Consider the following 26,071-nt stretch of genomic DNA (forward strand, 5'->3'; position numbering starts at 1 on the left):
AAGTGAAGATATTACTTATATGGAGGAATACTCATGACCCAGCAATCCCTAACCAGCATTATTGATCATACGTTATTAAAGGCGGATGCCCGCCGTGAGGATATTGTAAAGCTGGCCGAGGAAGCTAAGCAGTTCAAGTTCGCCTCGGTCTGTGTGAACCCGGCATGGGTGGCTACAGCCTATGAGGTGCTGAAGGACACACCTGAAGTGAAGGTATGCACTGTGATTGGTTTCCCTCTGGGCGCTTCTACACCGGAGACGAAGGCATTTGAGACAGGTGATGCTATTGCCAAAGGTGCAACCGAAGTGGACATGGTTATTAACATCGGAGCTCTCAAGAACGGAGAGGATGATCTGGTGCGCCGTGATATCGCTGCTGTCGTAGAGGCTGCGCGTGGTAAGGCATTAACCAAGGTCATTATTGAGACCTGCCTGCTTACGGACGATGAGAAGGTACGAGCATGCAAGCTGGCTGTGGAAGCTGGAACTGATTATGTGAAGACCTCCACAGGCTTCTCTACAGGTGGAGCAACCAAGGAAGATATCGCCTTGATGCGTAAGACGGTAGGACCGGACATCGGTGTGAAGGCATCCGGTGGTGTACGTAGTGCTGAGGACGCCCGTATCATGGTTGAAGCCGGTGCTACACGTATCGGAACTAGCGGTGGGGTTGCAATCGCGAAGGGCGAGGAGTCCCAGTCGGCATATTAATGAATGAGCTCGAATTGCAGCTCAAGAAACGGGGTGAGACGATGAATTCCGAGACAGAGGCCATGGAATGTGAGCAGACGTGTCATGGATCGGGTGAACAGGAGCTTGATCATATCAAGTCTTCCATCATTGAAGATGACACAGCTTACAAAATGTCAGAGCTATTCAAGGCACTCGGTGACCCAACCCGCATCAAGCTTATCTATGCATTGGCGCAAAATGAATTGTGCGTGCATGATCTGACAGTCATTCTGGATATGGGTCAATCCGCCGTTTCTCATCAGTTGCGCTATTTACGAAATGTTCGTATTGTGAAGCGCAGAAAGGTAGGCAAGACGGTCTACTATTCTTTGGACGACAATCATGTCGAGCAGATCTTCTTGCAGACCCATGAGCACATTACGCATAAATGATTCGCAACCAAAAACAGGCAGGAGCTGAACATGTTCAGCATCCTGCCTGTTTTTTGGTGCGTTCCAGCTCTGTAAGGCATGGAGTGAAGGAGGAACGAAGAGTGTTAATTAGCGCTTGCGGCTCCAATACGAGAAGCCAATCCGGCCAAGGACGATCAGTAGAATCAGGACGCATCCAAGGATCAGGCCGGTATAAGGTAATTCGTCTTCAAAGACAATGTACCCCTTGGTCGGAGCCGGGGTCATTTCTACTTGATTGCCATTTTCATTGTCATGTGAATCTGTCGTGCTCGTATTGTCGATGCTAGCTACAGGCACCGCGTCAGCTCCACTGAACCCAGCAGCAGCTGTGTGGGCACTAGGAAACAAAAGGAACACGCTCAGCAATACCATTCGGAGAATCAAAGAAAGCTTATTGTTCATGGGGACCCCTTTCGCAGCTTGGTTAAAATTTAAAATAATCGCTATACTTCAAATTGTAGTGGATAAGCACGGTCTGGAATAGCCCCTCTTGAATGAATTCAGTAATTGTTCATATGTTAGCATTTTGCACCATTCGATATCAATTACTTGAAGCTATAAGTCGTGGGTTGCTCTTAGGAATGATTCATCATGCTCAAGTGTTTGGTATTCCCGAAAAAATTCCGTTTGATCAGGCAAATGTGGTTGACTTACCAAAGTAGGGGTGAATATAATAACTGTATAAACCAAAACATGAACAATTGCTCATATGTTATTTGTTAAGGGATGAGGTGCTAACATGAGTACGGCTCAAGGAAGCGTCAAGCGGGAATGGATATTGGAAGGACTGGATTGTGCGAACTGTGCCCGTAAGATTGAGGATGGAGTACAGAAGGTCGAAGGTGTGACTTCATGCTCCGTGAATTTTGTAACCAAGAAGTTAACGCTGGAAATGAAAGAAGAATTGGCTGAAGCAGTTGCGGAGGGAGCGCGTAAAAAGGTTAAGAGCCTGGAGCCCCATATTCAGATGATGGATGCCGGGGCTGTCGCACGCCGATCGAAAGCTGGTAGCAACAGAACTGCGCATAGTCCTGGCCAGGCTGGTCACGACCATGCGGGCCAAGCGCATTCACACAAGCATGGTGGACACTCACATGCAGATCATGATCACAATGATCACAGCCATGACCACGGCGAGGATGCTCATGCCGGACATAGTCACGATCATGGCGAAGGTGCGACACGAAAGATGCTGTATCGTCTAGGAGCAGCGCTGGTGTTGGGGATTGGTGGATTTTTATTGAACGATCAGTTTTGGCCATCATTTTCTCTTTATGCACTAGCTTATCTCATTATTGGCGGTGACATTGTCTATCAGGCTGTAAGGAACCTCTTTAGAGGCAATCTTTTTGATGAGTATTTCCTGATGTCCGTAGCCACACTGGCCGCGTTCGCTATTGGTGAATATCCTGAAGGCGTGGCAGTTATGCTGTTTTACCAGGTAGGCGAGATGTTCCAGGGAATTGCAGTGAATCGTTCTCGCAAATCGATTACCTCGCTTCTTGATATCCGTCCAGACTCTGCTAATTTGTTAGTGAATGGAGAGGTACGCCGTGTCTCGCCAGAAGAGGTAGAGGTAGGTGATCACATTCAGATCAAGCCTGGGGAGAAGGTTCCGCTCGATGGCAAAGTCATTTCGGGCCGATCTATGATTGATACTTCAGCGCTTACAGGTGAATCTGTGCCACGGAGTGTCGAGGTAGGAGAACAAGTGCTGAGCGGTACGGTTAACAAGAACGGTGTGCTCACAGTGGAGGTCACTAAGGAATTCGGGGAATCCACAGTATCGAAAATCTTGGAGCTGGTGCAGAACGCGAGCAGCAAGAAAGCGCCGACCGAGAAATTCATCACTAAATTTTCAAGATACTATACGCCTGTAGTTGTCGTGATTGCGCTCCTGATGGCGGTCATTCCTCCACTTGTGCTTGTTGATGCGACTTTTACGGAGTGGATCTATCGGGCTACAATCTTCCTGGTCATTTCCTGCCCTTGTGCGCTGGTCGTATCCATTCCACTTGGCTTCTTCGGCGGGATCGGTGCGGCCTCCAGAATTGGCGTATTAATTAAGGGAGGAAACTTCCTGGAGGCCCTTAACGATGTCAGCTACGCGGTATTTGATAAGACGGGAACATTGACCAAGGGAACTTTCAAAGTCACTGCCATCTATCCGGCAGAGGGCTTAAGCGAGAATGAGCTGCTGGAGACAGCTGCCCTGGCAGAATTGCATTCCACGCATCCTATAGCAGAATCTGTACGCTCTGCTTATGGACATCCGTTAGAAGCTGGGCGTATCACACAATATGACGAAATATCTGGTCACGGAATTCAAGCGGTCATTGATGGTCATCAGGTACTGGCAGGCAATGTTAAGCTAATGAAGCGTGAGAGCATCAACTTCACACAGGCAGAGAGTAGTGGTACGGTTGTACACCTCGCTATTGATGGCACCTATGCAGGTTATCTGAACATCGCTGATGAGGTGAAGGAGGACTCTGCGCGGGCGTTGGCTGAATTGAAGAAGCTGGGGATCAAGAAGACAATCATGCTAACTGGCGATGCTCAAGCAGTGGGGCAGGCGGTTGGTGAGCAGCTAGGCCTCGATGAGGTATATGCAGAGCTGCTGCCACAGAATAAGGTAGAGCAGATTGAGCGCTTGGCTGCGAGCAAGGCCACTAAGGAGAAAATTCTGTTCGTAGGTGACGGGATCAATGATACCCCGGTGCTGGCAAGAGCTGATGTAGGGGTGGCAATGGGAGAACTAGGCTCGGACGCAGCTATTGAAGCAGCGGATATTGTCATTATGAATGATGAGCCGTCTCGACTGGCAGAGGCGATAAAAATAGCCAAGCGCACGCGCACGATTGTATGGCAAAATATTATTTTTGCCTTGCTGGTCAAGACAGCATTTCTTACTCTCGGGGCTTTCGGTATTGCCACGATGTGGGAAGCGGTCATATCTGATGTAGGGGTTACTTTGTTGGCCGTACTAAATGTGATGAGGGTGCTAAAAGTTGAAACAGAGGAAACGGGAGCATCTGATCAACCAACCACGGCAACAGGGTAAACGGTTCTCTAATGTCGTCAAGATCAATTAGCAGGTAGTGAAGAGTCAGTTCATGTTTACGAGTCAAAGGCATTGCAGTTCTTGGGAGCTGAGGTGCCTTCTTTTGCTGATCCATCCGTTAATCGGCATAAGGGAAGATGGAAGCTAATATGGTAATTCTAGGGCTGCTGATAACGCTTTACTGGAACCATCATGCAGCGTGAATTAGTGTATTCAATATGAGTTGGAAAGGATGAGCATGCATGAGCGCAAGACGAGGGGAATTAAGGCTTGAGGAGCATGCTGGCCAAGACAGGGTAGCTAGAGTCAGGGAGTCTGGCACGCTGAATAAGCGATCAGGCATCCGTATGGATCTGTCCAGGTACATGATGGATTTCTCTCATCCGTCATGGCCTGAGGTGCCCGCCAGCGTAGATGGGGTGTTCCTCAGGGGAGATGCCCAGTTCATGGCAACGAGCCTACTTGAGCTTGTTGAGATGTACAAAGGATCGCCTCTCGATACCCGGCTTGTGTGGGGAAGAAGAATGAGGGCTATACTCGAAGCCCAATATGATTCATGCATGTCTGTGCTGAGCGGGCAGGCGTTGTCTGTAGCTCTGGTACATTCGATACCTGAGGCAGGTCTGTTGCGCGAGCTCCAGGATATTCAAGCCGAAGCTTTGCTACGAGCAGCCTGGACCTCCATTCGCCAAGGAAAGGAGCTTGAGCTGGAGATTGCGATCCCAGATCCCGACAGTATAAGTACCTTCCGTCAGATGGACGAATGGCTGGAGCAGGTGAGCAGGCAGACACTACTTGGCTACCGTGGCTCAGTACGTTATCGGGTTGGAGCCATCTACAGTGGGATCGAGTATACACGGATTCATGTGGATATGGCGAGAATCGCAGATTTTGTAATTCTGGATGGGCTCCCCAAGACGACTGCAGACACATGTAGCAGCCATAACCATCTCGCATCAGCCGGAGAGTGGGCGGGGCTGGCTCATGCACTGAGCGGTATCAAGCCGCATATTAAGGTATGGGCGACGGCCAAGGGGCAGCAGCTTTGTGCCATAGAGCGCTATCTTGAAGACGTGACGCTCGGTGAAGCTTACGGCTTCATCTGCGAGCCGGGTGTATTTACTCAAGCCTGACCAGCTTACAACGTCATTATAATGAGACATTAGCAGGGCATGCCCATGGGCGCTGAAAAAAATATGATCCCGTCTAGGCACACCATCTCGCGGAGATGTGTGCCTTTTTTGCTGTGTGTAGCATACGATATTGCACCTCAGCGATTTGCCCTTTACAGCTATACAATAGGAGCGTATAATGACTGCATAAGTTGCGTTTGGTAAAAATAATTGTATAAGGTAAACAATGATTATCATTCTCATTGTCTGACATGCTGCACCGGTTCATATCGGTGCAGCATGTGCCATTTTCAGGGGACTAACAATGGCTCTCATTCTCATTAAGGACAGAAATTATGATCGGACAGAAAGGATCGTGATGGTCATGCAAGCTATTAACAAAGGAATCGTACGTCCACAGAAAGAGGACTCCAAGAAAGCCCAACAACTGGGCCGTCCTGGATCAGGACCACAGCCTGGCTCTCGAATGCAAGCTCTGATTCGCAACAAGGAGATGCAGGCAGCATTGGGTAGTGGGGTACTTATGCTGGTTGCATGGGGAGTAACGGGCTACTCCTACTGGTTGTCTGTAGCGCTCTATATCGTATCTTATACCCTCGGTGGGTGGTCCAAGGCCCGGGAGGGTGTGGAGACACTGCTACAGGAACGGGATCTGGATGTGAATCTGCTCATGATTGCTGCTTCACTTGGAGCTGCTGCCATCGGCTACTGGAATGAAGGAGCGATGCTTATCTTTATATTTGCCCTGAGCGGAGCTCTGGAGAGTCTGACCAATGAGCGCAGCAGCCGGGATATATCGCAGTTGGTGGCGCTTCAGCCCGAGACGGCCGTCCGAATGACGGACGAGGGAATGGAGCTTGTCTCAATTGAACAACTGATCCCCGGCGATCTGATTCTTGTTCGTCCAGGAGAGCTGATTCCAGCAGATGGCATCATCGACCGTGGTCGCTCCGCTGTGAACCAGTCATCCATTACAGGAGAATCTATACCGATCGACAAGACAACTGGAGCCGAAGTATATGCGGGGACTGTGAATGGTGAGGGTGTACTGTATGTGAAGGTCAGTCGCTCATCAGAGGGATCGGTATTCGCCAAGATCGTCAAGCTGGTAGAGGAGGCCAAGACAGAGGTTCCGCAATCCCAGCGCTTCATTAAGCGATTCGAGGGAATATATGCCAAGGCTGTAGTGGCGATTACGGTACTGATCCTTGCTCTGGCACCGCTGCTGTTCGGCTGGAGCTGGCAAGAGACTTTCTACAAGGCGATGGTATTTCTCGTAGTGGCATCTCCCTGTGCGCTGGTATCTTCGATTATGCCTGCCATGCTGTCAGCTATCTCCAACCGGGCAAGACGTGGGATTCTGTTCAAAAGCGGTAGCCACATGGAAAATATGGCTCTGACCTCCGTTGTGGCCTTCGATAAGACGGGAACATTGACAGAGGGGGCTCCACAGGTTACAGATTGGTTCACGGCAGATGGCTTCGATCGTTGGGACATCATGACCGCTGTAGCAGCGATCGAAAGTCTGTCCAAGCATCCGCTGGCCAAGGCAGTCGTAGCCAAGGCTGAAGAGGAAGGGCTGGAGCTGCCTGAGGCCGAGCAAGTGAGGTCTATTACCGGCTGGGGGATGGAAGGTCGAGTAGAGGGAATCGAATGGAAGATTGGTCGCTCTGACGTGCTGACGCAGCTGCCGAACCTGGCTCCGCACTGGCAGGAGCTTCGAACGAAGCTGGAGCAGGAGGGCAAGACGGTATCTGTTATTTTGCGGGAGGATGCCCTTGTTGGTCTGATCGGAGCACGGGATGAACTGCGCCCACAGGCCCGAGAAGCAATACAACGTCTACGTGCCATTGGGGTAAAGGTAGCGATGCTATCGGGGGATCATCCCGACACCGCAGCTGTCATTGCACGAGAGGCAGGAGTGGATTGGGTATATGGCGGTCTGACGCCAGGGCAGAAGGTTGAGCATGTGCGCCAGCTGCGAGAGCAGCATGGTCATGTCGTGATGGTGGGGGATGGTGTCAATGATGCGCCAGCTTTAGCAGCTGCTACCGTGGGATTGGGTATGGGCATGAATGGCAGTGGTGCTGCACTGGAGGTGGCTGATGTGGTCTTGATGAATGATGGCATTGAGGAGATTGCCTCCACGATTATCGTAGCTCGCCGTGCTGCACGTATCGTCAAGCAGAACATGATCTTTGCGATGCTGGTCATTCTGATCCTCATCACCGCGAACTTTATGGAGAATATCGCGCTCCCGCTGGGCGTAATCGGACACGAGGGTAGTACACTGCTTGTGATTTTGAATGGTCTAAGACTGCTTCGACCTGTCTCGCAGGGAGAGCGGACAAAGTAGTGAAAGTCGACTGAACAGGGAAATTGGGCGTGAGAGAAAAGAGGTGGGAGGGTAAGTAAGTAAGTAAGTAAGTAAGTAAGTAAGTAAGTAAGTAAGTAAGTAAGCGCGGAGACTAGGATGTAATTAAGCATGGGGACAACGAAGCAACGTAGAAAATGAGGCGATGAGGCAGTAAATGTTACGCCAAAAAAGCTACTGACGTAGAACTGAACACACCCCTGTCAAGTAGACAGCAAATAAAAAGCAACTTTAAGCAACCTGAGTCCGATATTCATACGGGCTTAGGTTGCTTAATTTTTGTTGAAAACGTTGGTGGTTGTAGAAATAGATGTAACGTTGAACAACATGTTTCACTGCCTCACCTGTTCGAAACCTGTAACGATTAAAACACTCCGCTTTGGAATGGCTAAAGAAGTTCTCCATACATGCGTTATCCTAGCAGTTTCCCTTTCTGGACATACTGGCAACCATTACAGGGGAACTTATAAAGTTATCTTTATTATCCCCTATGTTCTTACAGAAAAGGATAGTTAATAAGATTACGAATGAATGCATTTTAGAAGAATAATACTTTGTGATCGTGCCTAGGTCAGTGCGTATCAATGCTAATACAAGATAAACAGATCATAAACGTTCAATAATTCACTCAAAAGTTTGTTTATTCTGCCCTGAAAAACAGTCCGTAAGGGCTATTTACCCCTGGAGGGATAATTGTATCTAAAGTGTATTGTTTTCTATTATCAATCACCACTGCGTCTCCCTTACTGAACTTCACTGATGGTTTGTATTTAGTTGCAGGACTGATTTTGTAATGAATAGTACCTCCACGTAAAGCGTTCTTAGCACTTCCTAGAAGAGTAAGAACTTTTGTACGATTTGATTTGTTAATAATGTTAATATTAAATGTATAATCTGTTGCCCAAAACGCTCCCTGGTATTTAGTTATGCCATTTTTGAAGGTAAACACCTCAGTAGGATCTTGTGCCAGTCCGTCTCGTGACCATCTCGATGTGAGACGTTCTTGCTCATCTTTTAAACTTAAACTTTCTCCGTCACCAAAAGCGATCCACTTTTCAAGGTTGTTTGAGTCCAGTGTTACGTTGAGAGTTACAGTTCTTCCTGAATGTTCTAGTAGTCCACGATAACAGTCATCTTTGTCTTTCTCAACATCAACATTAGTAGGGGCAATTGTTGTTGTATTCGCATACTGAATAATATTCTTTGAACCATCATTAGTAACGATGTCAGAGATCTTTAGAGAATCTGCCGTCTGATTATTAGTTGCGTTTTCTGCTCGAAAGTCACCAATAAAAGCAATAGTATATTTTCCTTTACTATTAGCATAATTGAAAAAGTGTGATTCACCTGGCTTCAAACGAACAATGAATTTTTTAGATTTACTTGAAGGTTCTTTCAGGAATTTGTCAATTGCTTGAGCCCCCGCTTTCGCAGGATTATTAGGATCAGTTGATAACCCATCACCTTTACTATAATAATACAGATTAATTGGGTAAGAATTTGTGTTTTTCACAAACATGTAGAAAGAAATTGGACCACCGAGTTTATTAATATGATATGACCAAAATCTAAAGTCTCCTCTTACAGTATCACGATAAAGTGTCTGATTGACTTGCGATGCTTTTTCGATAGCTTCGGGAGCATTTGATATAAAAACTTGTTTTCCTGTTTTTTCAACAGATACCTCTGTTGAATCGCTAGGTACCCTATTAGTAAACGAGTTAATTGGTATCTTTTGCCCAACTGAAATAGCTGATGCAGTAGTGGGTAGTAGAAGGATGAACATGCTTAATAATATTAAAGTCTGTTTGAATAATGGTTTCATGTTAATTCCCCTTTCAGTGTTAGATTACTATTACTCAAATTACAATAATAGTAAACTTAATAGTGGTGACGAAGTAATTATATCCTTTAAAGGAATTTTAATACACAATTTTATGTTTAGTTCATATAAAGTACATAAACTCCAATAAAGTTCGATAATGGTATTATTAAATAATAATATTATTAATTCAATATACTTTTAATATTGTAATATAAATATTGATAATAGAAAATTATGGGTTTATAATTTAATTTATGAAATATAACACTATTATGAGAGGCGTGAAGCTTATGCTAAGAAAAAGATTTTTAATAAGTGTTTTATCAGTGGTTATGCTTGTTGGAGTAAGCTCAGGAGTGACTAGTGCTGCTCCAAATTCGAATTATGATAATCTTCTTGCTGCAAGAAATGATAATACATATCTTGCAATGGAGGATGGTTCTTCGTTTTATGCAGCTGGATTAGGCATGAACCTTGGAGTTAGTGCAGGTAATTACTCCGCTACTCCTTTAAAGGTTGACATATCTGACATAGCGATGATTGATGCTGGTAATGGAACTCATGCGGTCTTAGTGAAAAATGATGGTACACTGTGGTCTTGGGGATATGCAAGTTACGGAGAAGGAGGAACGGGACAGAGAACACAAATTATGAAAGTGCCTATTAAAAGTAATTTAATTGATAATGTTAAAGAAGCAAGAGCGGGAAAAGGTTTCACAATCGTATTGAAAAATGACGGAACAGTGTGGTCGTTTGGAACAAATTTATATGGCCAACTGGGAATAGGAACTAAGGGGAAAGGGACTCTTTCAGGCGTCCCTGTCAAAGTTCAGGAGTTAAGTCGTATTGTAGCTATTGATTCGAACTATAATACCAGTGCAGCTTTAGATGAAGATAATGTTTTGTGGGTATGGGGACAAGGATCAACAGGTTCTTTAGGACAGGACAATGAGGAAGATCAAACTTTCCCTGTACCGTATCCAATTGAAGATGTTAAAAGTTTTTCTGTCGGAGAAGACAGATTATATGTCGTAACCAATAGTGGTGAAGTTTATGGGTCAGGCAGAAATGTACAGGGAAGGCTTGGAGACGGTACAACAATTAAGAGAAGCTATCCCGTATCTATTGACATTACTAATGTTGATAAAATAAGTGTGGGAGGCTCTCATGCTTTGGCTCTGAAAAAAGATGGATCTGTATGGGCCTGGGGAGTAAATGCTAGCGGTCAAGTGGGAAATGGAACTAGCCAGTTTTCATATAAAACTCCAGTTCAAGTCATTGATACTACATATTCTCCACTTACTGATGTTGTTGCTATCGTAGCCAAAGATGATCATTCGCACGCTTTAAAATCAGATGGCTCACTCTGGGCATGGGGAAGTAATGGTAATGGAAAACTTGGAATTGATAAAAAAATTAAAAAGCAAATAGTAGCAACTAAATCGGATTTTCCAAATCCTTTTAATTAATACTCAAGAAAATAATACAACTTAGGAGATGGGTCATCAAATTGGCTCATCTTTTCTCTTTTTTCTGGGAATTAAAATCTAAAACCAAAATTAGGAAAGTTTGATGGCGAATTGTAAAGCCGAGTGCGACAGTTCCTCTGAAAAAGATTGGTGAGCGGTTCTCCGGCCCAGACATTTACGTGGTCTGTGATTGGTCAAGTGCAGAGCGTTTTCTAGAGCTTCATCCGTGATTTGTGCGAAATTCGCCCCCTTGGGAAAAACTCTCGCAGGTGGCCATTGGCATTTTCATTCGAGCCGCGTTGCCAGGAGGAATACGGATCTGCATAATACACCTGCACCCAATGAATGGCTTCCAGGCTGGTGTAACAGGCGAACTCCTTGCCCCAGTCTCCGGTAGCGGTTTGAAACACATGGGCAGGGCACTGCGAAGCCGCTACCCCAAAGGCAATCTCCATGGACAACGCGGTACGGTCTGGCATACGAATCGCTGTGTACAAGCGGGTCTTTCGTTCGATGAACGTAGCTACGCAGCCCTTGCTGTTCCCACGGCCCGAGACCACCGAATCCAGCTCCCAATGGCCGAAGGTATCCCGGTTACGAATCTCTTTCGGATGCTGAGAGATGGGCTTGCCTACAGCGAACTTGCCGCGTGTCTCTGCTGGCTTCTGCCGCTTCCCTTTGTGCCTGAGGACAGCAAGTACGCCTTTCACCAGACGGCCTGTATACAGCCAGCGATAGATCGTTTTAAAACATACCATCGATTAACCCTCCAGACGCAATCGCTCTACGATTTGCTCCGGAGACCAAGTCGCCTAAAGCCTTATGGCGCTTGAACGCTATATCATATGTATTTCTAAGTTTCCCCATAAGAAATCCCCTCAGAGTAGACAGAGTAAGGTACTTGCTTTTCTCTGTCTACTCTGAGGGGATGATATCAAACCGCAGTAGCTTCTTTTTTTGCATCCAGTATCTGGCAGAAGCATGATGTAGTTAGAAGACAGCTGACGGTTGGTAGGAGATTTTCAATAGCATTGGTATATCTCCGATTAGCTATAGCAGTACCGTTAGACCAATCATCGTTAGCAATCCCAGGATGAATGAGATGGTCGCAACGCGCTGGTTGCCGTCCCCATGACTCTCCGGGATCAGCTCCTTGTAGACGATGAACATCATTGCACCGGCTGCAAAGGCGAGTCCGTAAGGCACCAGCCCGGCAACGAAGGAACTAAGATAATAGCCAATGAGACTCGTAATGATCTCGACGGCACCCGTCAAGGTGGCGATACCAAGTGCCTTGAATCGTCCGATATTCTGATGCACCAGAAAGAGGGCAACGAGGAAGCCCTCAGGAGCATTTTGTAATCCGATTGACAGTGCGATCAGATTCCCGAGACTCTCATTCTCGCTCGCATAGCTCACACCTACGGATAGCCCTTCAGGCAGGTTATGCAAGGTGATTGCAGCGATAATCATGAAGGCCTTAGACTCCAGTTGGAAAATCTGCGGCTGGGTCGGGTCCTCCAAATCCACGTGAGGGATATACATTTCCAGTACAAGCAATACAACAGCTCCCAGTAGCACACCTAACGACAGCACCAAAAAATTAGATTGATTCAAGGACTCCGGAATCAGATTGAACACAGAAGCTGAGGTCATAATGCCAGCCGCATAGGCCAGCAGGATATCACGCAGGCGATGCGTGACCCGCTTCATGAACAGAATAGGTATAGCTCCGAGTCCGGTAGACATCGCTGAGATGAAGCTACCGATAAATACATCATTCATTTGACGGACAAGACCTCCCCAAGTACTTATATAAATAATTTTGAGATTCCATAATTAATTGTTCAATATTTAATTACTTCATACTAGATTGCTTCATGAAAACTTCATTTGACCTTTTCTCTCCTATTCCGCATAATTAAGTTACACATTAGAATGATTATAAACTACAACAGTAGGAAATGGCTATTTCAACCTAGACTTTTGTTCAAAAGTAGTTCAAACGTAATTAGAGAGTAGCCCGCATCCAGCCATAGATAAAGATTCGAGCTTTCCTGCTCGGGCCCTTACCTAGTATATGCCGAGGGTGCTCATCCATGTAGCTTGTCTTTCCTTAATTCACATATTGGAGGTTGATCTTATGTATAAATCTATCATTATCGGTACAGGACCTGCGGGTCTGACAGCAGCAATCTATCTGGCTCGTGCGAACATGAGCCCACTCGTCATTGAAGGCCCACAGCCTGGCGGTCAGTTGACTACCACTACTGAGGTTGAGAACTTCCCAGGCTTCCCGGAAGGAATCATGGGCCCTGAGCTGATGGAAAATATGCGTCAGCAAGCAGAGCGCTTTGGTGCGGAGTTCCGTACAGGATGGGTCAACAAGGTCGATACGTCGAGCCGTCCATTCAAGCTGGAGGTCGAAGGTCTGGGTGAGCTCGTAACCGATACACTCATTCTGTCCACGGGTGCAACTGCAAAATATCTGGGTATCCCTGGAGAGCAAACGAACATTGGACGTGGTGTCAGCACATGTGCAACCTGTGATGGCTTCTTCTTCCGCAACAAAGAGATTATCGTGGTGGGCGGCGGCGATTCCGCGCTGGAGGAAGCGAACTTCCTGACTCGCTTTGCTTCCAAAGTAACGCTGGTTCACCGTCGTGAAGAGCTGCGTGCTTCCAAGATCATGCAGGATCGTGCACGTGCTAACGAGAAGATTGAATGGGCGCTCAACCGTACACCGCTGGAAGTCGTTGCTCAAGAGAATGGCGGCGTAACCGGACTGCGTATGAAGAACAACGAGACAGGTGAGGAAGAGCTGCTGGAAGCAAGCGGTGTGTTCGTAGCGATCGGACATCATCCGAATACAGGCTTCCTGAACGGTCAGATTACTACGGATGAGAATGGTTATATTGTAACGAAGGCAGGCACCTCCGAGACGAACATTCCGGGCGTATTCGCTTGTGGTGACGTGCAGGATACTCGCTACAGACAAGCAATCACTGCTGCAGGTAGTGGATGTATGGCTGCAATGGATGCTGAGAAATATATTGAAAGCCTGGAGCACAGCTCGGTAACGCTGTAAGTTGTTGTAGGTTATTACAGGCTGGCTTGAAACGTTGATTGGCCATGTTTTACAATAGTGCTAAGACATTTGTTCGAGGCATTCATCCGGAGCATTGGAGCTCTTGGAGGGAATATTTTTTACAAATCTAATGATGAGGTGATTTCGATGGAAAAAGCGATCGTATATACATCCAGCAACTGCCCGCACTGCAAACAGGTGAAGAGCTTCCTGACGGAGCAAGGTGTGGAATTCGAGGAACGCAACATTGAGACGAATGACGCTTATGCACAAGAGGTATGGGACATGGGAATTCGTGCGGTGCCTCTGACCCTGATCGGGGATGCTCGCATCTCTGGTATGAACAAGACCCAATTCAACAAGGTGCTGAACCCAGAAGGTTAATAAGGTAAGAGCTTTTGCTGAGAAGCGGCAAAGGGCCCAATCTATACAGAAGCCAGTTACTCTTAGGAGTGCTGGCTTTTTTTGTGTGCGGACACAGACATGTCTGAGAAATGTATAAAATATATCTATTTGGCATGCGACAGTCTCTGCGGATGTTTCATGGTGTCGTAATCGCATTCGATGAGAAAAAGTAAATATGTTACATAATAACTTTGAATTATATGAATTATTAATCAATTGTCTTTTGCGGGTGGTAATTTATTTTATAAGAGGGTGAGGTAGGCACTGGGTGGAGCAAATGACGGTAATACGTTCAGAGATAGAGTGCTATATGAGGGAGCAAGGAATGAATATTACGACATTAAGCAGGCTCAGTGGCCTGAACGTGGGTACAGTTAGCTCCGTATTGAACGGCCACAAGCTCATCGCTGTTGATCAGCTTGACCGGATCACCTCGGTTATGGGATTGCCACAAGGACACTATTACTCACGGTATATTCAGGAATCCATGGTGGATACGCCACCGAATTGGCGCCGAATAAGACCTTTATTGTATCGCTGCGTGGAGCTGAATCTGCTTGATTGTATAAGGCAAATTGTTAATTTACTATTGGATAACCTGATGTATTCCGCATTGCTATTTGAGACGGCAGAGGATATGTATCAGATGCAGCAGGGGGAGGCGGCCTCGATATTGTATGAAGGCGTAGCTCAGAGTGAGTTGCGACAGCATTCTGAGCGGCTTGCCGTGTGCCAGTATCGTCTCTTCACTCTCAAGCTGAGTGAGGATCAGGCACGTAATCTGGAGGCGGCGATCCAGTTCGAGCCTTACGTAGAGCGTCTAGATGAGATTGAGCAATTGGATGCGTTGCGGGATTTGGCTAATATTTATCGCTCTTTGCGCAGATGGGATAAAGTGCAGGATTTAGTGCTAATGCTAAGAACAAAGGCAAGTATTCTGTACGATCTGTCCCATAATCCTGAGCTGAAAAGACGGGAGCAGCCGAAGCACGCAAGTAGACCTATATTTTATTACATAGCTTTCTCAAACTTGTTAATGTGCAATGTTGTATTGGAAAAAGAAGATTTTGAAGGGGCGCTTCGATATATTAGATTGTATGAAGATTTATCTTGGGTAAGAGAGACTGATAAGGAAACATTGTATTGGAAGAATCAATTTAAAGAGTGGGCTGAGGTCAATATTCATGTATGTAAGTTATTGTCAGGTGATGTGTCTGTTATTCCTTCTTATCTGAACTACCTTCAGAGTAAGAAGCAGGAATTGTTATCTGGTATGATCAACATTTTGGAGGCTGCCAATTCATATCGCTTTGATTTGGAAATATATCAAGACAAGATCAATCTAGCCATCAACCATTTAACATCACAGAGCCAAGATAATGATCTAGGGGTGTATACGAAACAGTATTTTAACGATCGAATGTCTCTGTTGTTCTACGAATTAGCAATGTACTACATTGGTAGGAGAGATTTCTTAAAAGCGAAGGAGTATATCGAGGTCTGGAAAAAGTATACGACGTTGAATAATGAGCAATCTCTTCTCAGGTATCATACGCTATTAGACATGCTGACTTCTGGTATAGATAATGACACACCAGATGCTCATTAGTCCTACACATGTGGAACTCCTATAAGTGTTACTTGGATGGGCTTCCGATTTTAAATCATTGCTGTACACAGACTAAAGCCAGAGCTATGAACGTGCTGGCTTTTTTTGTATTTAAATCGTTGTTGGTGTGAGGTTCAGTATTGACCAACTTATCCCATGTGCTATACTTGGTGAATAAAAGTAAAAATATTACATAATAACTTCGGATTGTATTTGTAGTATGTTATATGGATTTCAAAGCGTTTACGCTTCCTTAATAGCTAAGGGGTGGTTACTTTGGAGATGACGAGCACAATACGTTCAGAGATTGAGCAATTCATGGATCAGCAACAATTCAAGGTTAGCCAGCTAGGAAGACGGACAGGGCTGAATCCAGGGACGATCAGCTCTATTCTTAATGGCCATAAGCTCATTGCTGTTGATCAGCTTGATCGGGTAACTTCAGTCATGGGGCTGGAGGAGGGGTACTTTTATTCGCAATACATACAAGAATCTATGGTAGATGCACCGCCGAACTGGCGCAGGCTGAAGCCGTTATTATTTCGCTGTGCGGAGTTGAATCGTCTGGATTGTACTCAGCGCATCGTTAATTTGCTGTTGGATAACCTGACCTATTCCCCTTTGCTATTTGAGACGGCTGAGGAGTTGAGGGATCTTGGGGAGCTTGCAGCAGCAGCCCTGTTGTATGAAGGTGTGTCACTCAGTGAACGCAGTCAGCATTCAGAGAGACTTGCCCTATGTCAGTATCGACTCTTCACGCTGCGATTGGGTGAGGATCAGGCGAAGAATCTGGAGGCGGCAATTCATTTTGAGCCTTATGTAGAGCGTCTTGATGAGATGGAACAACTGGACGCGCTGCGGGATTTAGCTAATGCTTATCGCTCACTGAGAAAGTGGGATAAGGTAGCAAATATTGCTCATATTATGGGCAAGAAGGCGAATATCATGTATGAACTGCTACATAATACCGAGCTGAGAAGAAAAGAGGAGCCTGTCAGAACGCAGAAGCCACTGTTTTATTACATTGCGTTATCCAAGCTATTACTTGCAAATGCCCACGATGAGAAAGGGGATTACAAGCAAGCCCTTAGTTATAACAGTCAATATGCGAACTTATCTTGGGTACGAGAGACGGATGCAGAGACTTTGCGCTGGAAAGGTTTGTTTGCAGAGTGGTCTGAAGTAAATACTTATGTGACACTTCTTATGTCTGGAGATACAGAGGTCATTCCTCAATATTTAGACTATTTAAATACAAGGAATGAAGAATTACTCCCTGGCTTATTAAACATTATCCAGGCTGCTAACAAGTACGGACATGACGTGAATAGTATTCTTGAGCAGTATCGTAATGCAATAGAGCAAATTATTAAACGTGAATTGGATACTGGTATATACACACAACAAAATGTTAGCGAGCGAATAACCAGATTGCTATACGAGTTATCTTCTTACTATTTTCCAAGAGGAGAGTACAAGTATGGATTTCGCTACTTAATGTTGAGTTTGAAAAATTCAATTGCAATTAACAATGAAAAATGCATACTTAACTGTATGAAATTATTTGAATGTTATAGGCCATGTGCGTCTATTGATGTATGTCATGACTACCGCTTACTGGTCATAGGGGGAACTTGTAATGAAAAAAATAGTTAGTTCACTTGTTGTTCTATTTTGCGCTCTGATGTTTGTTATTCCCACTCTGTCTCCATCTCCTATCACTTCAGTAGGTAATCCCTTAATAACTCAAAGTGACTATCACGGTGGTTAATAGCAAGAAGGGTCGTCAGCGATAGGCTGGTGGCCTAAATTCAGTGGATATTATCCATTTGAACTCTTATCGTGGTCACCCACTAGAACGTTTAGCTAATTTCTATTTCTTACAGACACAGCTATTGCTTTGGCTGAAACTTATTCATGTTAAATGTCTGGAGAGCGTAGTAGTTAGCGGAAAGCGGGGAAGCCCTAGAGAAACGAAGTGTCCGCCTTTAAGCGTACTGTTCATCTGCTTGTTATGTTCGATCAAAAGAACAGTAGGCTTAACAGCGGTCGACAGGGCTCCCCGCTTGCAGCGGCTCTACACTCCCATATGATTTGGTCAAGGTACTATAGCGACACCCGCACATGCCCCAAATACGCAGAGATCGCCGTATAGGCTGCACCGAGCATGGTGGAGCGGCTGCCAAGCTGGGCGAAACGAATGTTCAGCTCCCGACGATGGTAGGGAAGTGTACGCTCCGCGACAATATCCTGCAACGGCGTTTCCAGCCATGCGCGAGCCTCGGATAGATTTCCTCCGATGATAATCAGCTCTGGATTGAAGCTGTTCACAATATTCGTAATCCCGATTCCCATATAGGCACCGATCTCATGAAATAGCTGCTGCACCTGCGTATTGCCATGACTTGCATGCTGTAATAGCTCTGGTGTGTGAAGCGTGGGCAATGGTGGCTCCGAACGCGTGTAGTATCTTTCGGACGCATACAGCTCCCAGCAGCCCCGACTACCGCAGGAGCAGCGAAGCCCATCCCAGTCAATCGACATGTGACCTGTCTCCCCGGCATAACCCCATGATCCTTTGTACGGCTTGCCATCCATAATGATGCCCGATCCAATCCCTGAGCCTACACTGATGTAGACCAGATTCCTTGTACCATAGCCTTCCTCGCCAGCCATCCCGTAATGTAGCTCACCTTGTGCTCCGGCATTAGCTTCATTGTCTACAAGTACGGGCATCTGGAGCTCTGCCGCCAGCTGTTGTCCAAGAGGCACCTCTTCCCAGCCCAGATTGGGAGCGAATAGTACTGTACCATCGGCATCGACCATCCCCGGCACTCCTATACCAACACCAACAATGCCATGTCTTGAAGAAGGAGCAAGCGCTGATAGCTGGCGCACCATCGCCTGAATATATTCCAATACCGACGGATAGTCTGTACGCTCCAGCGGGAGGGACTGCTCAGCCTCTACATGCCCGTGCAGATCCGTCAGTACTCCCTTGAGATAGCTGACGCTCAGCTCCAGACCGATGGCGAAGCCAGAACGACCATTGAACAGCAACAGCAACGGCTTGCGCCCTCCACTGGATTCACCTGGCCCCATCTCTTGAATCAAATCCTCCGTAATTAGCTCGGCTACGAGGTTGGATACCGTGGCTTTGTTCAAACCGGTTCGCTGTGACACCTGCACGCGTGACAAGGGAGCATACTGCCGAATCGTATCCAGCACAATGGATTTATTTATTTTTTTGACAAGTGCCTGATCACCTGTGACCTTCATCGTGTACACATCCTGTTCGTTAACGTGTTCTTTATGGCTTTAGTAGCTGGGCTTACCATGGCAATAATGCCCGAAACCATTTCAACAAATAGTGTCTCTATCATAAAAAATAAACTTAGTTTAAGCAATAGACAAAGTTTGATGGGTTGTGTTAGTATAACGGTGTAAATGCTCCCGGATCGTCCGGGAAGCTAATTAAATCCTGACAAATCTGGGGAGGCGTCAACATTATGGCATACTTTGAAAACGTTTCAAAAGTAAACTACGAAGGCAAGAACTCATCTAATCCATATGCATTCAAATGGTACAATCCTGAGGAAGTCGTAGCAGGCAAGACGATGGAGGAGCACTTCAAATTCAGCATGGCCTATTGGCATACGCTGACAGCTGGCGGTAGTGACCCGTTTGGTGTAAATACAGCCGTTCGTCCGTGGGATCATCTGACAGGAATGGAGCTGGCCAAGGCTCGTGTAGAGGCTGCCTTCGAATTAATGGAGAAGCTGAACCTCCCGTATTTTGCATTCCATGATGTGGACATTGCACCTGAGGGCGCTTCCCTGAAGGAATTCCATAGCAATCTGGATACCATCGTCGATCTGATCGAGCAGCAAATGAAAGCAACGGGCAAAAAGCTCCTCTGGAACACAGCGAACATGTTCTCGAATCCACGTTATGTGCATGGTGCAGCTACGACCTGTAATGCAGATGTATACGCACATGCAGCGGCTCAGATCAAGAAGGGTCTTGAGGTGGGTAAGCGTCTTGGTGCAGAGAACTATGTCTTCTGGGGCGGACGTGAAGGCTATGAGACACTGCTGAACACAGACATGCAGCTGGAGCTGGATAATCTGGCGCGTATGTTCCACCTCGCAGTGGATTATGCCAAGGAGATTGGCTTCGATGCACAATTCCTGATTGAGCCGAAGCCGAAGGAGCCAACCAAGCACCAATATGATTATGATGCGGCTACGACGATTGCATTCCTGCAAAAATATGATCTGGATAAGCACTTCAAGCTGAACCTGGAAGCGAACCATGCGACGCTGGCTGGCCATACGTTCAATCACGAGATGCGTGTAGCTCGTATTAACGGCATGCTGGGCTCGCTGGATGCCAATCAGGGAGATCTGCTCATTGGCTGGGATACCGATGAATTCCCGGTAGACATCTATGATGCTACGCTCACCATGTATGAGGTGCTGATGAATGATGGGCTCGGTAAAGGTGGCATTAACTTTGACGCCAAAGTAAGACGTGCATCCTTCGAGGCAGAGGATCTGTTCCTGGCTCATATCGCAGGAATGGATACGTATGCGAAAGGGCTGAAGGTCGCTGCCAAGCTGATTGAGGATCGCGTACTGGAGGAGTTCATTGAGAAGCGTTATAGCAGCTTCAAGGAAGGTATTGGTGCTGATGTCGTAGCTGGCAAGGCAACCTTGGCTTCACTTGCTGAATACGCCCTGAACAACGAGAATCCACGCCGCAATGAATCCGGACGTCAGGAATGGTTGAAGGCGAAGCTGAACCAATATATTCTGGCCGATTAAGGAGCTACCTATGATGAAGGAGCGATATGTTATTGGTGTAGACCTTGGCACAAGCAGCGTCAAGACGGTACTTGTGACCCCAAGCGGACAGGTAGCTTATGAGACCTCGGAATCTTATGAGCTGCTACAGCCGCAAGCAGGCTACAGCGAGCAGCGTCCCGAAGACTGGGTACGGGGTACGATTGCATCCCTGCGCAGACTGGTAGAAGGTGCTGGCATTGCGCCTGATAGCGTAGAAGGCATCAGCTTCTCCGGACAAATGCATGGTCTTGTGCTTGTGGATGAGCAAGGCCAGGTGCTGCGCAATGCAATATTGTGGAACGATACGCGGACCACAGCCCAATGCCGCCGTATTGAAGAGAAGCTGGGGGCAAGCTTGCTGGAGCTGGCTCGAAACCGTGCGCTGGAAGGCTTCACGCTGCCCAAGCTGCTATGGGTGCAGGAGCATGAGCCAGAGCTGCTGGCACAGGCAGCACATTTTATGCTGCCGAAGGATTATGTACGCTATCGGCTGACAGGCGAGCTCGCTATGGAGTACTCCGACGCAGCAGGAACCCTGCTGCTAGAGGTGGGGGCGAAGCACTGGAGTGAAGCCATCGCTGAGGCGTTCCAGCTGCCGCTCAGTCTGTTCCCGCCACTCGTGGAGTCCTTCGATCAGACTGGCGGATTGCTGCCTGAATGGTCCGAGCAGACCGGACTTGCTGCTGATACGGCTATCTTCGCTGGTGGAGCCGATAATGCGTGCGGCGCGATTGGTGCAGGGATTCTACAGGAGGGCCAGACGATGTGCAGCATCGGCACCTCCGGGGTCGTGCTGTCTTACGAGGAACGCAAGCACATTCAGCTGGAGGGGAAGGCGCACTTTTTCAATCATAGTGAAAAGGATGCGTTCTACATTATGGGTGTGACTCTGGCCGCGGGCTACAGCCTGCAGTGGTTCAAGGAGACCTTTGCTCCGGGGCAGCCATTCGAGGAGCTGCTGGCCGCCACTGGAGATGTTCGTCCAGGGAGCGGAGGACTGCTGTTCACACCGTATATTGTAGGGGAGCGGACACCGCACCCGGATGCGAATATACGCGGAAGCTTTATCGGCATGGACGCCGGGCATAAGCTGCCTCATTTCACCAGAGCCGTATTGGAGGGGATTACCTTCTCGCTCCGGGAGTCCATTGATATCCTGCGTGCGACGGGCAAAACGGTGAACGAGGTAATCTCGATTGGCGGCGGTGCCCGTAGTGATATATGGCTGCAGATGCAAGCGGATATCTTCCGGGCTGACGTGATCAAGCTAGAAAGTGAGCAGGGGCCTGCGCTTGGCGCTGCCATGCTGGCTGCGTACGGTGCCGGCTGGTTCGACTCACTACAGGCTTGTGCGCAGGAGTTCATTCGTCCGGCCAGACGATTCTCGCCACGACCGGAAACGGCAGATCAGTATGATCTTTTGTATGCCCTGTATAAGGAAGTATACCCTGCGACCCGTGCTCTGAATGATGGATTGTCGACCTACCGATGAGGTGAGGATTATGCTCGGAAGGGTGTCTAGATGAAGAAGAATTCTTCTAATAGAACAAATGTTATAGGTGCTGGCGAGGTTGGCGTTGCCATCTCGGTCGACATGGATACGAAAGTGGTTCATCAGACAAACAGCTTGTTCTGGGATACCAAAGGAAATGATGTCCTGGGGACAACCGCACTTCCTTTTTATGGAGCATTTGTCTCAGAAGAAAAGTGCCAGCTTTTTGGCGATGTCACAGGAAAAAAGGTGCTGGAGATCGGCTGTGGAAGTGGTCAATCCTTGCAATATTTGGGGGGACGTCAAGCATCTGAGCTATGGGGCATGGATCTGTCAGAGAACCAGATCGAGAAGACAAGGGCACATTTGACGGGATGCGGTCTCTCGGCACAATTAATTTGTTCTCCCATGGAAGCGGAATGCGGCATACCAGCGGATTACTTTGACTTTGTGTATTCGATTTATGCCATAGGCTGGACTACCGACCTTGAGGGGACTTTATGCAGGATTGCTTCTTACCTGAAAAAAGATGGCATATTGATCTTCAGTTGGTCTCACCCGATACACAAATGTGTGGTTGCAGAAAATAACATGCTTGCTTTTAAAAAGTGTTATTTCGATGAATCCTGGTATTCGGTATCGCTTGATGAAGGTGAGCTAACCTTATCAGATCGCAAGCTATCCACTTATGTGAATGCGTTGGCAAAAGCGGGATTTGTCATTGAGCAAATGATGGAGGAATCTGATGATGACATCATACAATCAAGAGACAGCGATTTTGCCAACAAAGCAAAGATGCTTCCTGTAACCTTTGTCATGAAAGCAAGGAAGCTATAAGTGAACAGGAAATGGATTCGAGTGCCAGTTATGAGGAGCAACATAATTGAGAGGCCATTGTTGAAGTAGCTTCGATTGTTAGTACAACAAATCAGCGACAGTCTGGGGGATATACTCACCCATGGCTGTCGCTGATTTTGGTGTTGGGACCAGTCCAAGGACTATTGAATTCAAGGATCATTGCATGCACGAGGGATAAGGGGGCGATAAGCATGCCTTAGGTAGACTTGTGCAATTCTCAGCTCAATACCTTATACAACTACTGCTATATCATTTAACTATTACGTTGACTCAGGTCTATTATGTTCCACGTTCTTTGACTTGTCAGGTGCAGGAGGGCAGCCTGGACATGCTCCAGTCGACGCACAGCCAGCACATGCCCCCTGACGACTCTTACGCCAGAAGCGTACTCCAATCCAGCCTGAATAGCCTAGCACGGCAACAATAATCAGGATATCAATCATGGGTCAGGTCTCCTTTTCCGATGAAGATATAGGTTCAGGACAAGCCCAGCAGATGCCCACCCTGGTAGATCAGTATGGATATGACGTAAGCAATTACCAGCGGATAGAGCATCGAAATCATCGTCCAGCGGAGGGAAGCAGTCTCCTTGTGAATGACCCCGACGGTCGCCAGACATGGGATATACAGCAATATGAAGGCCATGAAGCTAAAGGCACTCAGCGGTGTAAATACCGCATGTATGCTAGTCTCCAGCCCGCTCATATCCGGCGCATGATAAATGATATTCATCGTTGAGACGACCACCTCCTTGGCCATGAACCCGGTCACCAGTGACGCCCCTGCCTGCCAGGTACCAAAGCCAAGCGGTGTCAGCAGCGGTGCCAGCCAGCCACCGAGCATGGCGAGCAGACTGTCGTCCATCTCGCTTCCGAAGCCATGCAGCCCCATATTCGACAGGAACCAGATGATGACAGAGCCAGCCAGAATGATGGTACCAGCCTTGCGCAGGAAGCCCTTCACCTTCTCCCAGGTGATACGGAACAGCGTCAGGGCCTGGGGCATGCGGTATGGTGGAAGCTCTACAACGAATAAGGATGGCTCCTTGGAGACGAAGGGAAGCGCAGAGAACGTCTTGGACAGTAACAGAGCCAGAACGATACCGAGCACGTACATAAGCATTACAACCGATGCCTGGTGCTCCCGAAAGAACACCCCTGCAAACAGGGCATATACAGGCAATCTGGCGGAGCAGGACATGAAGGGAACGAGCAGTGTAGTCAGCAAGCGCTCCTTGGGCTGCTCAATCGAACGTGCGGCCATAATCGCCGGCACATTGCAGCCGAAGCCGATGATGAAAGGGATGAAGGCTTTTCCATTCAGCCCTACGGATTCCATCAGACGATCCATCAGAAGGGTTACGCGGGCCATATAACCCGAATCCTCGACGATGGATATGATGAGGAACAGCAGCACAATCTGCGGTGTAAATACTAATACACCTCCAACCCCGGCAATAATTCCATCTACAATTAATGCCTGAGTAAAGGAGGAGGCTCCAAGGCTCTCCAGCAGGGCTGTTACCGTGTCGCTCACACCGCCAGCAATCCAGCCGTCCAGCACATCCGAGAGCGGATTGCCGAGCCAATCAAAGGTGACCTTGAAGGTCAGGAACATGAATAGCAGGAATAGTGGCAGTCCAAATATACGATGGGTTAGAATCATGTCCGCTCGCTCTGTCCATGTCTTGCGCTGTTCTGTGGAGCGCACCATGACCTGTTGACAGACATGAGCAATCCAGTTGACGCGCACGTTGCGTAGATGAGCTTCGGGACTGGAGCTGGAAGTCGGGTCTGCCTGCATGAGAGCTGCCTGGCATTCCGTTATAATTTGCGTGATTCCAGCATATAGATTAGGGTCCGTTATTTCCGCCCATACAACAGGATTACGCTCTAGCAGCTGGAGGGCAAGCCATCTCGATTCAACACCAAATATGTCAGGGAGGATAGCCATGATGCGGTCTATTGTTTGTTCTACCTCGGGCCCATAGTTCAAATGCAGCGGCTCGTGAGAGGTAGATACTGACTTCTCATGAACAGCAGCCAGCACCTCTTTACTTCCTGCTCCGGTGCGTGCACTCATTGGTATGACAGGGACACCTAGCTCGGATGAGAGTTTCTCGGGACTTACGGTGATTCCACTGGAGCGCGCAACATCCATCATATTGAGGCCAAGCACCAAGGGTGCTCCGTACTCCAGCAGCTGGACGGTCAGATACAGATTGCGTTCAAGCTGGGCAGCGTCCACGATATTGATCAGGGAAGAAGGAGGCTGCTCAAGCAAATAGCGCGCGGCTACACCTTCGTCAAGGGAAAAGGGCAATAGAGAGTATAGTCCCGGGAGATCGACGAGCACCCCGCTTTTGTTGCGAAGGAGCCCGCTTTTCATAGATACGGTAACCCCAGACCAATTCCCTGTCTCCGCATAGGTGCGGGTTAGTTTGTTGAACAGAGAGGTCTTCCCGGTGTTCGGATTCCCGAATAACGCGATCGTATTCATGCGGGACAGACCTCCATATGACCAGCTTGCTTCTGTCTCAGACCAATGAGCTGTCCATTGCATTCAATAATAACCGGACCGCCGAGTGGCGTGACCTTGTGAAGACGTATTGTGGCTCCGGTCCTTACTCCCATATCGGTGAGTCTTCGGTGTACCAAAGGATCGAGTGCATCAAGAGACATAAGCTGCCCAGTACTTCCGGGCTTCAGCTTCAATAAGGAAATACCGATAGACATCAGCAATCACCCTTCATGCGAAAATGA

At 47.5% G+C, this 26,071-nt stretch carries 21 protein-coding genes and 1 pseudogene; 13 read left to right on the plus strand and 9 right to left on the minus strand.

Translation table 11 applies throughout. The features are described from left to right. The first annotated feature begins 33 nt into the window (after positions 1-33). Together deoC and K331_RS0110500 are read left to right on the plus strand one after the other, a co-directional pair. Positions 34-711, plus strand: a complete 678-nt coding sequence (deoC, locus tag K331_RS0110495) for a deoxyribose-phosphate aldolase (protein WP_028590281.1) — start codon at positions 34-36, stop codon at positions 709-711. Between the two features lie 41 nt (positions 712-752). Beyond that, positions 753-1,124: an ArsR/SmtB family transcription factor gene (locus K331_RS0110500; RefSeq protein WP_025680746.1), complete on the plus strand. Its 372-nt coding sequence runs from the start codon at positions 753-755 to the stop codon at positions 1,122-1,124. A gap of 108 nt (positions 1,125-1,232) precedes the next feature. Here K331_RS0110500 and K331_RS0110505 read toward each other — a convergent pair whose 3' ends face one another. Further along, the gene (locus K331_RS0110505; protein ID WP_028590282.1) at positions 1,233-1,547 is read right to left on the minus strand and encodes a hypothetical protein; all 315 of its coding nucleotides are present in this window, start codon (positions 1,545-1,547) and stop codon (positions 1,233-1,235) included. Positions 1,548-1,884: 337 nt separating this feature from the next. Here K331_RS0110505 and K331_RS0110515 point away from each other — a divergent pair, with 337 nt between their 5' ends. The 3 genes from K331_RS0110515 (at position 1,885) to K331_RS0110525 (ending at position 7,698) form a co-directional block, all read left to right on the plus strand. Further along, the gene (locus tag K331_RS0110515) at positions 1,885-4,209 is read left to right on the plus strand and encodes a heavy metal translocating P-type ATPase (RefSeq protein WP_028590283.1); all 2,325 of its coding nucleotides are present in this window, start codon (positions 1,885-1,887) and stop codon (positions 4,207-4,209) included. Positions 4,210-4,451: 242 nt separating this feature from the next. After that, complete coding sequence (locus tag K331_RS0110520) at positions 4,452-5,342, plus strand: hypothetical protein (RefSeq protein ID WP_028590284.1); 891 nt, start codon at positions 4,452-4,454, stop codon at positions 5,340-5,342. Positions 5,343-5,700: 358 nt separating this feature from the next. Next, positions 5,701-7,698: a heavy metal translocating P-type ATPase gene (locus tag K331_RS0110525; RefSeq protein WP_156897648.1), complete on the plus strand. Its 1,998-nt coding sequence runs from the start codon at positions 5,701-5,703 to the stop codon at positions 7,696-7,698. A 249-nt stretch (positions 7,699-7,947) separates the two neighbouring features. Here the strand turns inward: K331_RS0110525 and K331_RS33115 are convergent, their stop codons facing one another. Next, the gene (locus K331_RS33115) at positions 7,948-8,121 is read right to left on the minus strand and encodes an IS3 family transposase (protein ID WP_084165447.1); all 174 of its coding nucleotides are present in this window, start codon (positions 8,119-8,121) and stop codon (positions 7,948-7,950) included. Positions 8,122-8,356: 235 nt separating this feature from the next. Further along, positions 8,357-9,541 carry a hypothetical protein gene (locus tag K331_RS0110530; protein WP_036634621.1) on the minus strand — a complete coding sequence of 395 codons (1,185 nt, stop codon included), beginning with the start codon at positions 9,539-9,541 and terminating at the stop codon, positions 8,357-8,359. A gap of 290 nt (positions 9,542-9,831) precedes the next feature. On the opposite strand from K331_RS0110530, the gene K331_RS0110535 reads away from it, so the two are divergent. Beyond that, positions 9,832-11,010, plus strand: a complete 1,179-nt coding sequence (locus K331_RS0110535) for an RCC1 domain-containing protein (RefSeq protein ID WP_028590287.1) — start codon at positions 9,832-9,834, stop codon at positions 11,008-11,010. Positions 11,011-11,100: 90 nt separating this feature from the next. On the opposite strand, the pseudogene K331_RS29265 reads toward K331_RS0110535, so the two are convergent. Both K331_RS29265 and K331_RS0110545 read right to left on the minus strand, forming a co-directional pair. After that, positions 11,101-11,819, minus strand: a pseudogene (locus K331_RS29265) (IS30 family transposase); the annotation flags it as partial. Between the two features lie 241 nt (positions 11,820-12,060). Continuing rightward, positions 12,061-12,795, minus strand: a complete 735-nt coding sequence (locus tag K331_RS0110545) for a ZIP family metal transporter (RefSeq protein ID WP_018887269.1) — start codon at positions 12,793-12,795, stop codon at positions 12,061-12,063. A gap of 358 nt (positions 12,796-13,153) precedes the next feature. On the opposite strand from K331_RS0110545, the gene trxB reads away from it, so the two are divergent. The 4 genes from trxB to K331_RS0110565 all read left to right on the plus strand — a co-directional run bounded on the left by trxB (position 13,154) and on the right by K331_RS0110565 (position 17,768). After that, positions 13,154-14,098, plus strand: coding sequence for a thioredoxin-disulfide reductase (gene trxB / locus K331_RS0110550; RefSeq protein ID WP_018887270.1), 945 nt, complete (start codon positions 13,154-13,156; stop codon positions 14,096-14,098). Between the two features lie 147 nt (positions 14,099-14,245). Continuing rightward, complete coding sequence (locus K331_RS0110555; RefSeq protein ID WP_018887271.1) at positions 14,246-14,482, plus strand: glutaredoxin family protein; 237 nt, start codon at positions 14,246-14,248, stop codon at positions 14,480-14,482. A gap of 346 nt (positions 14,483-14,828) precedes the next feature. Then, entirely contained in the window at positions 14,829-16,112 is a 1,284-nt protein-coding gene (locus K331_RS29270) for a hypothetical protein (protein ID WP_051289770.1), read from the plus strand. Positions 16,113-16,394: 282 nt separating this feature from the next. Then, entirely contained in the window at positions 16,395-17,768 is a 1,374-nt protein-coding gene (locus K331_RS0110565) for a helix-turn-helix domain-containing protein (RefSeq protein ID WP_036634706.1), read from the plus strand. 450 nt (positions 17,769-18,218) lie between these two features. Here the strand turns inward: K331_RS0110565 and K331_RS0110570 are convergent, their stop codons facing one another. Further along, positions 18,219-19,391, minus strand: a complete 1,173-nt coding sequence (locus K331_RS0110570; RefSeq protein ID WP_018887274.1) for an ROK family transcriptional regulator — start codon at positions 19,389-19,391, stop codon at positions 18,219-18,221. 230 nt (positions 19,392-19,621) lie between these two features. Between K331_RS0110570 and xylA the strand changes: the two genes are divergently transcribed. From xylA to K331_RS0110585, 3 genes are read left to right on the plus strand one after another with little or no spacing between them, the layout of a single operon-like run. Beyond that, on the plus strand, positions 19,622-20,938 hold the full coding sequence (gene xylA, locus K331_RS0110575; protein WP_018887275.1) for a xylose isomerase: 1,317 nt from the start codon (positions 19,622-19,624) through the stop codon (positions 20,936-20,938). Between the two features lie 13 nt (positions 20,939-20,951). After that, positions 20,952-22,451, plus strand: a complete 1,500-nt coding sequence (gene xylB / locus K331_RS0110580) for a xylulokinase (protein ID WP_028590289.1) — start codon at positions 20,952-20,954, stop codon at positions 22,449-22,451. Positions 22,452-22,481: 30 nt separating this feature from the next. After that, positions 22,482-23,288: a class I SAM-dependent methyltransferase gene (locus tag K331_RS0110585; RefSeq protein ID WP_028590290.1), complete on the plus strand. Its 807-nt coding sequence runs from the start codon at positions 22,482-22,484 to the stop codon at positions 23,286-23,288. A 281-nt stretch (positions 23,289-23,569) separates the two neighbouring features. On the opposite strand, the gene K331_RS0110590 is transcribed toward K331_RS0110585, so the two are convergent. The 3 genes from K331_RS0110590 to K331_RS0110600 are packed head-to-tail and all read right to left on the minus strand — an operon-like array spanning position 23,570 to position 26,044. Beyond that, complete coding sequence (locus tag K331_RS0110590) at positions 23,570-23,752, minus strand: FeoB-associated Cys-rich membrane protein (protein ID WP_018887278.1); 183 nt, start codon at positions 23,750-23,752, stop codon at positions 23,570-23,572. Between the two features lie 34 nt (positions 23,753-23,786). Next, positions 23,787-25,808, minus strand: a complete 2,022-nt coding sequence (gene feoB, locus K331_RS0110595; RefSeq protein WP_028590291.1) for a ferrous iron transport protein B — start codon at positions 25,806-25,808, stop codon at positions 23,787-23,789. Further along, a complete protein-coding gene (locus K331_RS0110600; protein WP_018887280.1) occupies positions 25,805-26,044 on the minus strand; it encodes a FeoA family protein in 240 nt (79 codons plus the stop codon). The genes feoB and K331_RS0110600 overlap by 4 nt, the downstream gene beginning before the upstream one ends. Positions 26,045-26,071: the final 27 nt, after the last annotated feature.

Origin of the sequence: Paenibacillus massiliensis subsp. panacisoli DSM 21345 (assembly GCF_000426545.1) — a bacterium.
Taxonomy (GTDB): Bacteria; Bacillota; Bacilli; order Paenibacillales; family Paenibacillaceae; genus Paenibacillus; species Paenibacillus panacisoli.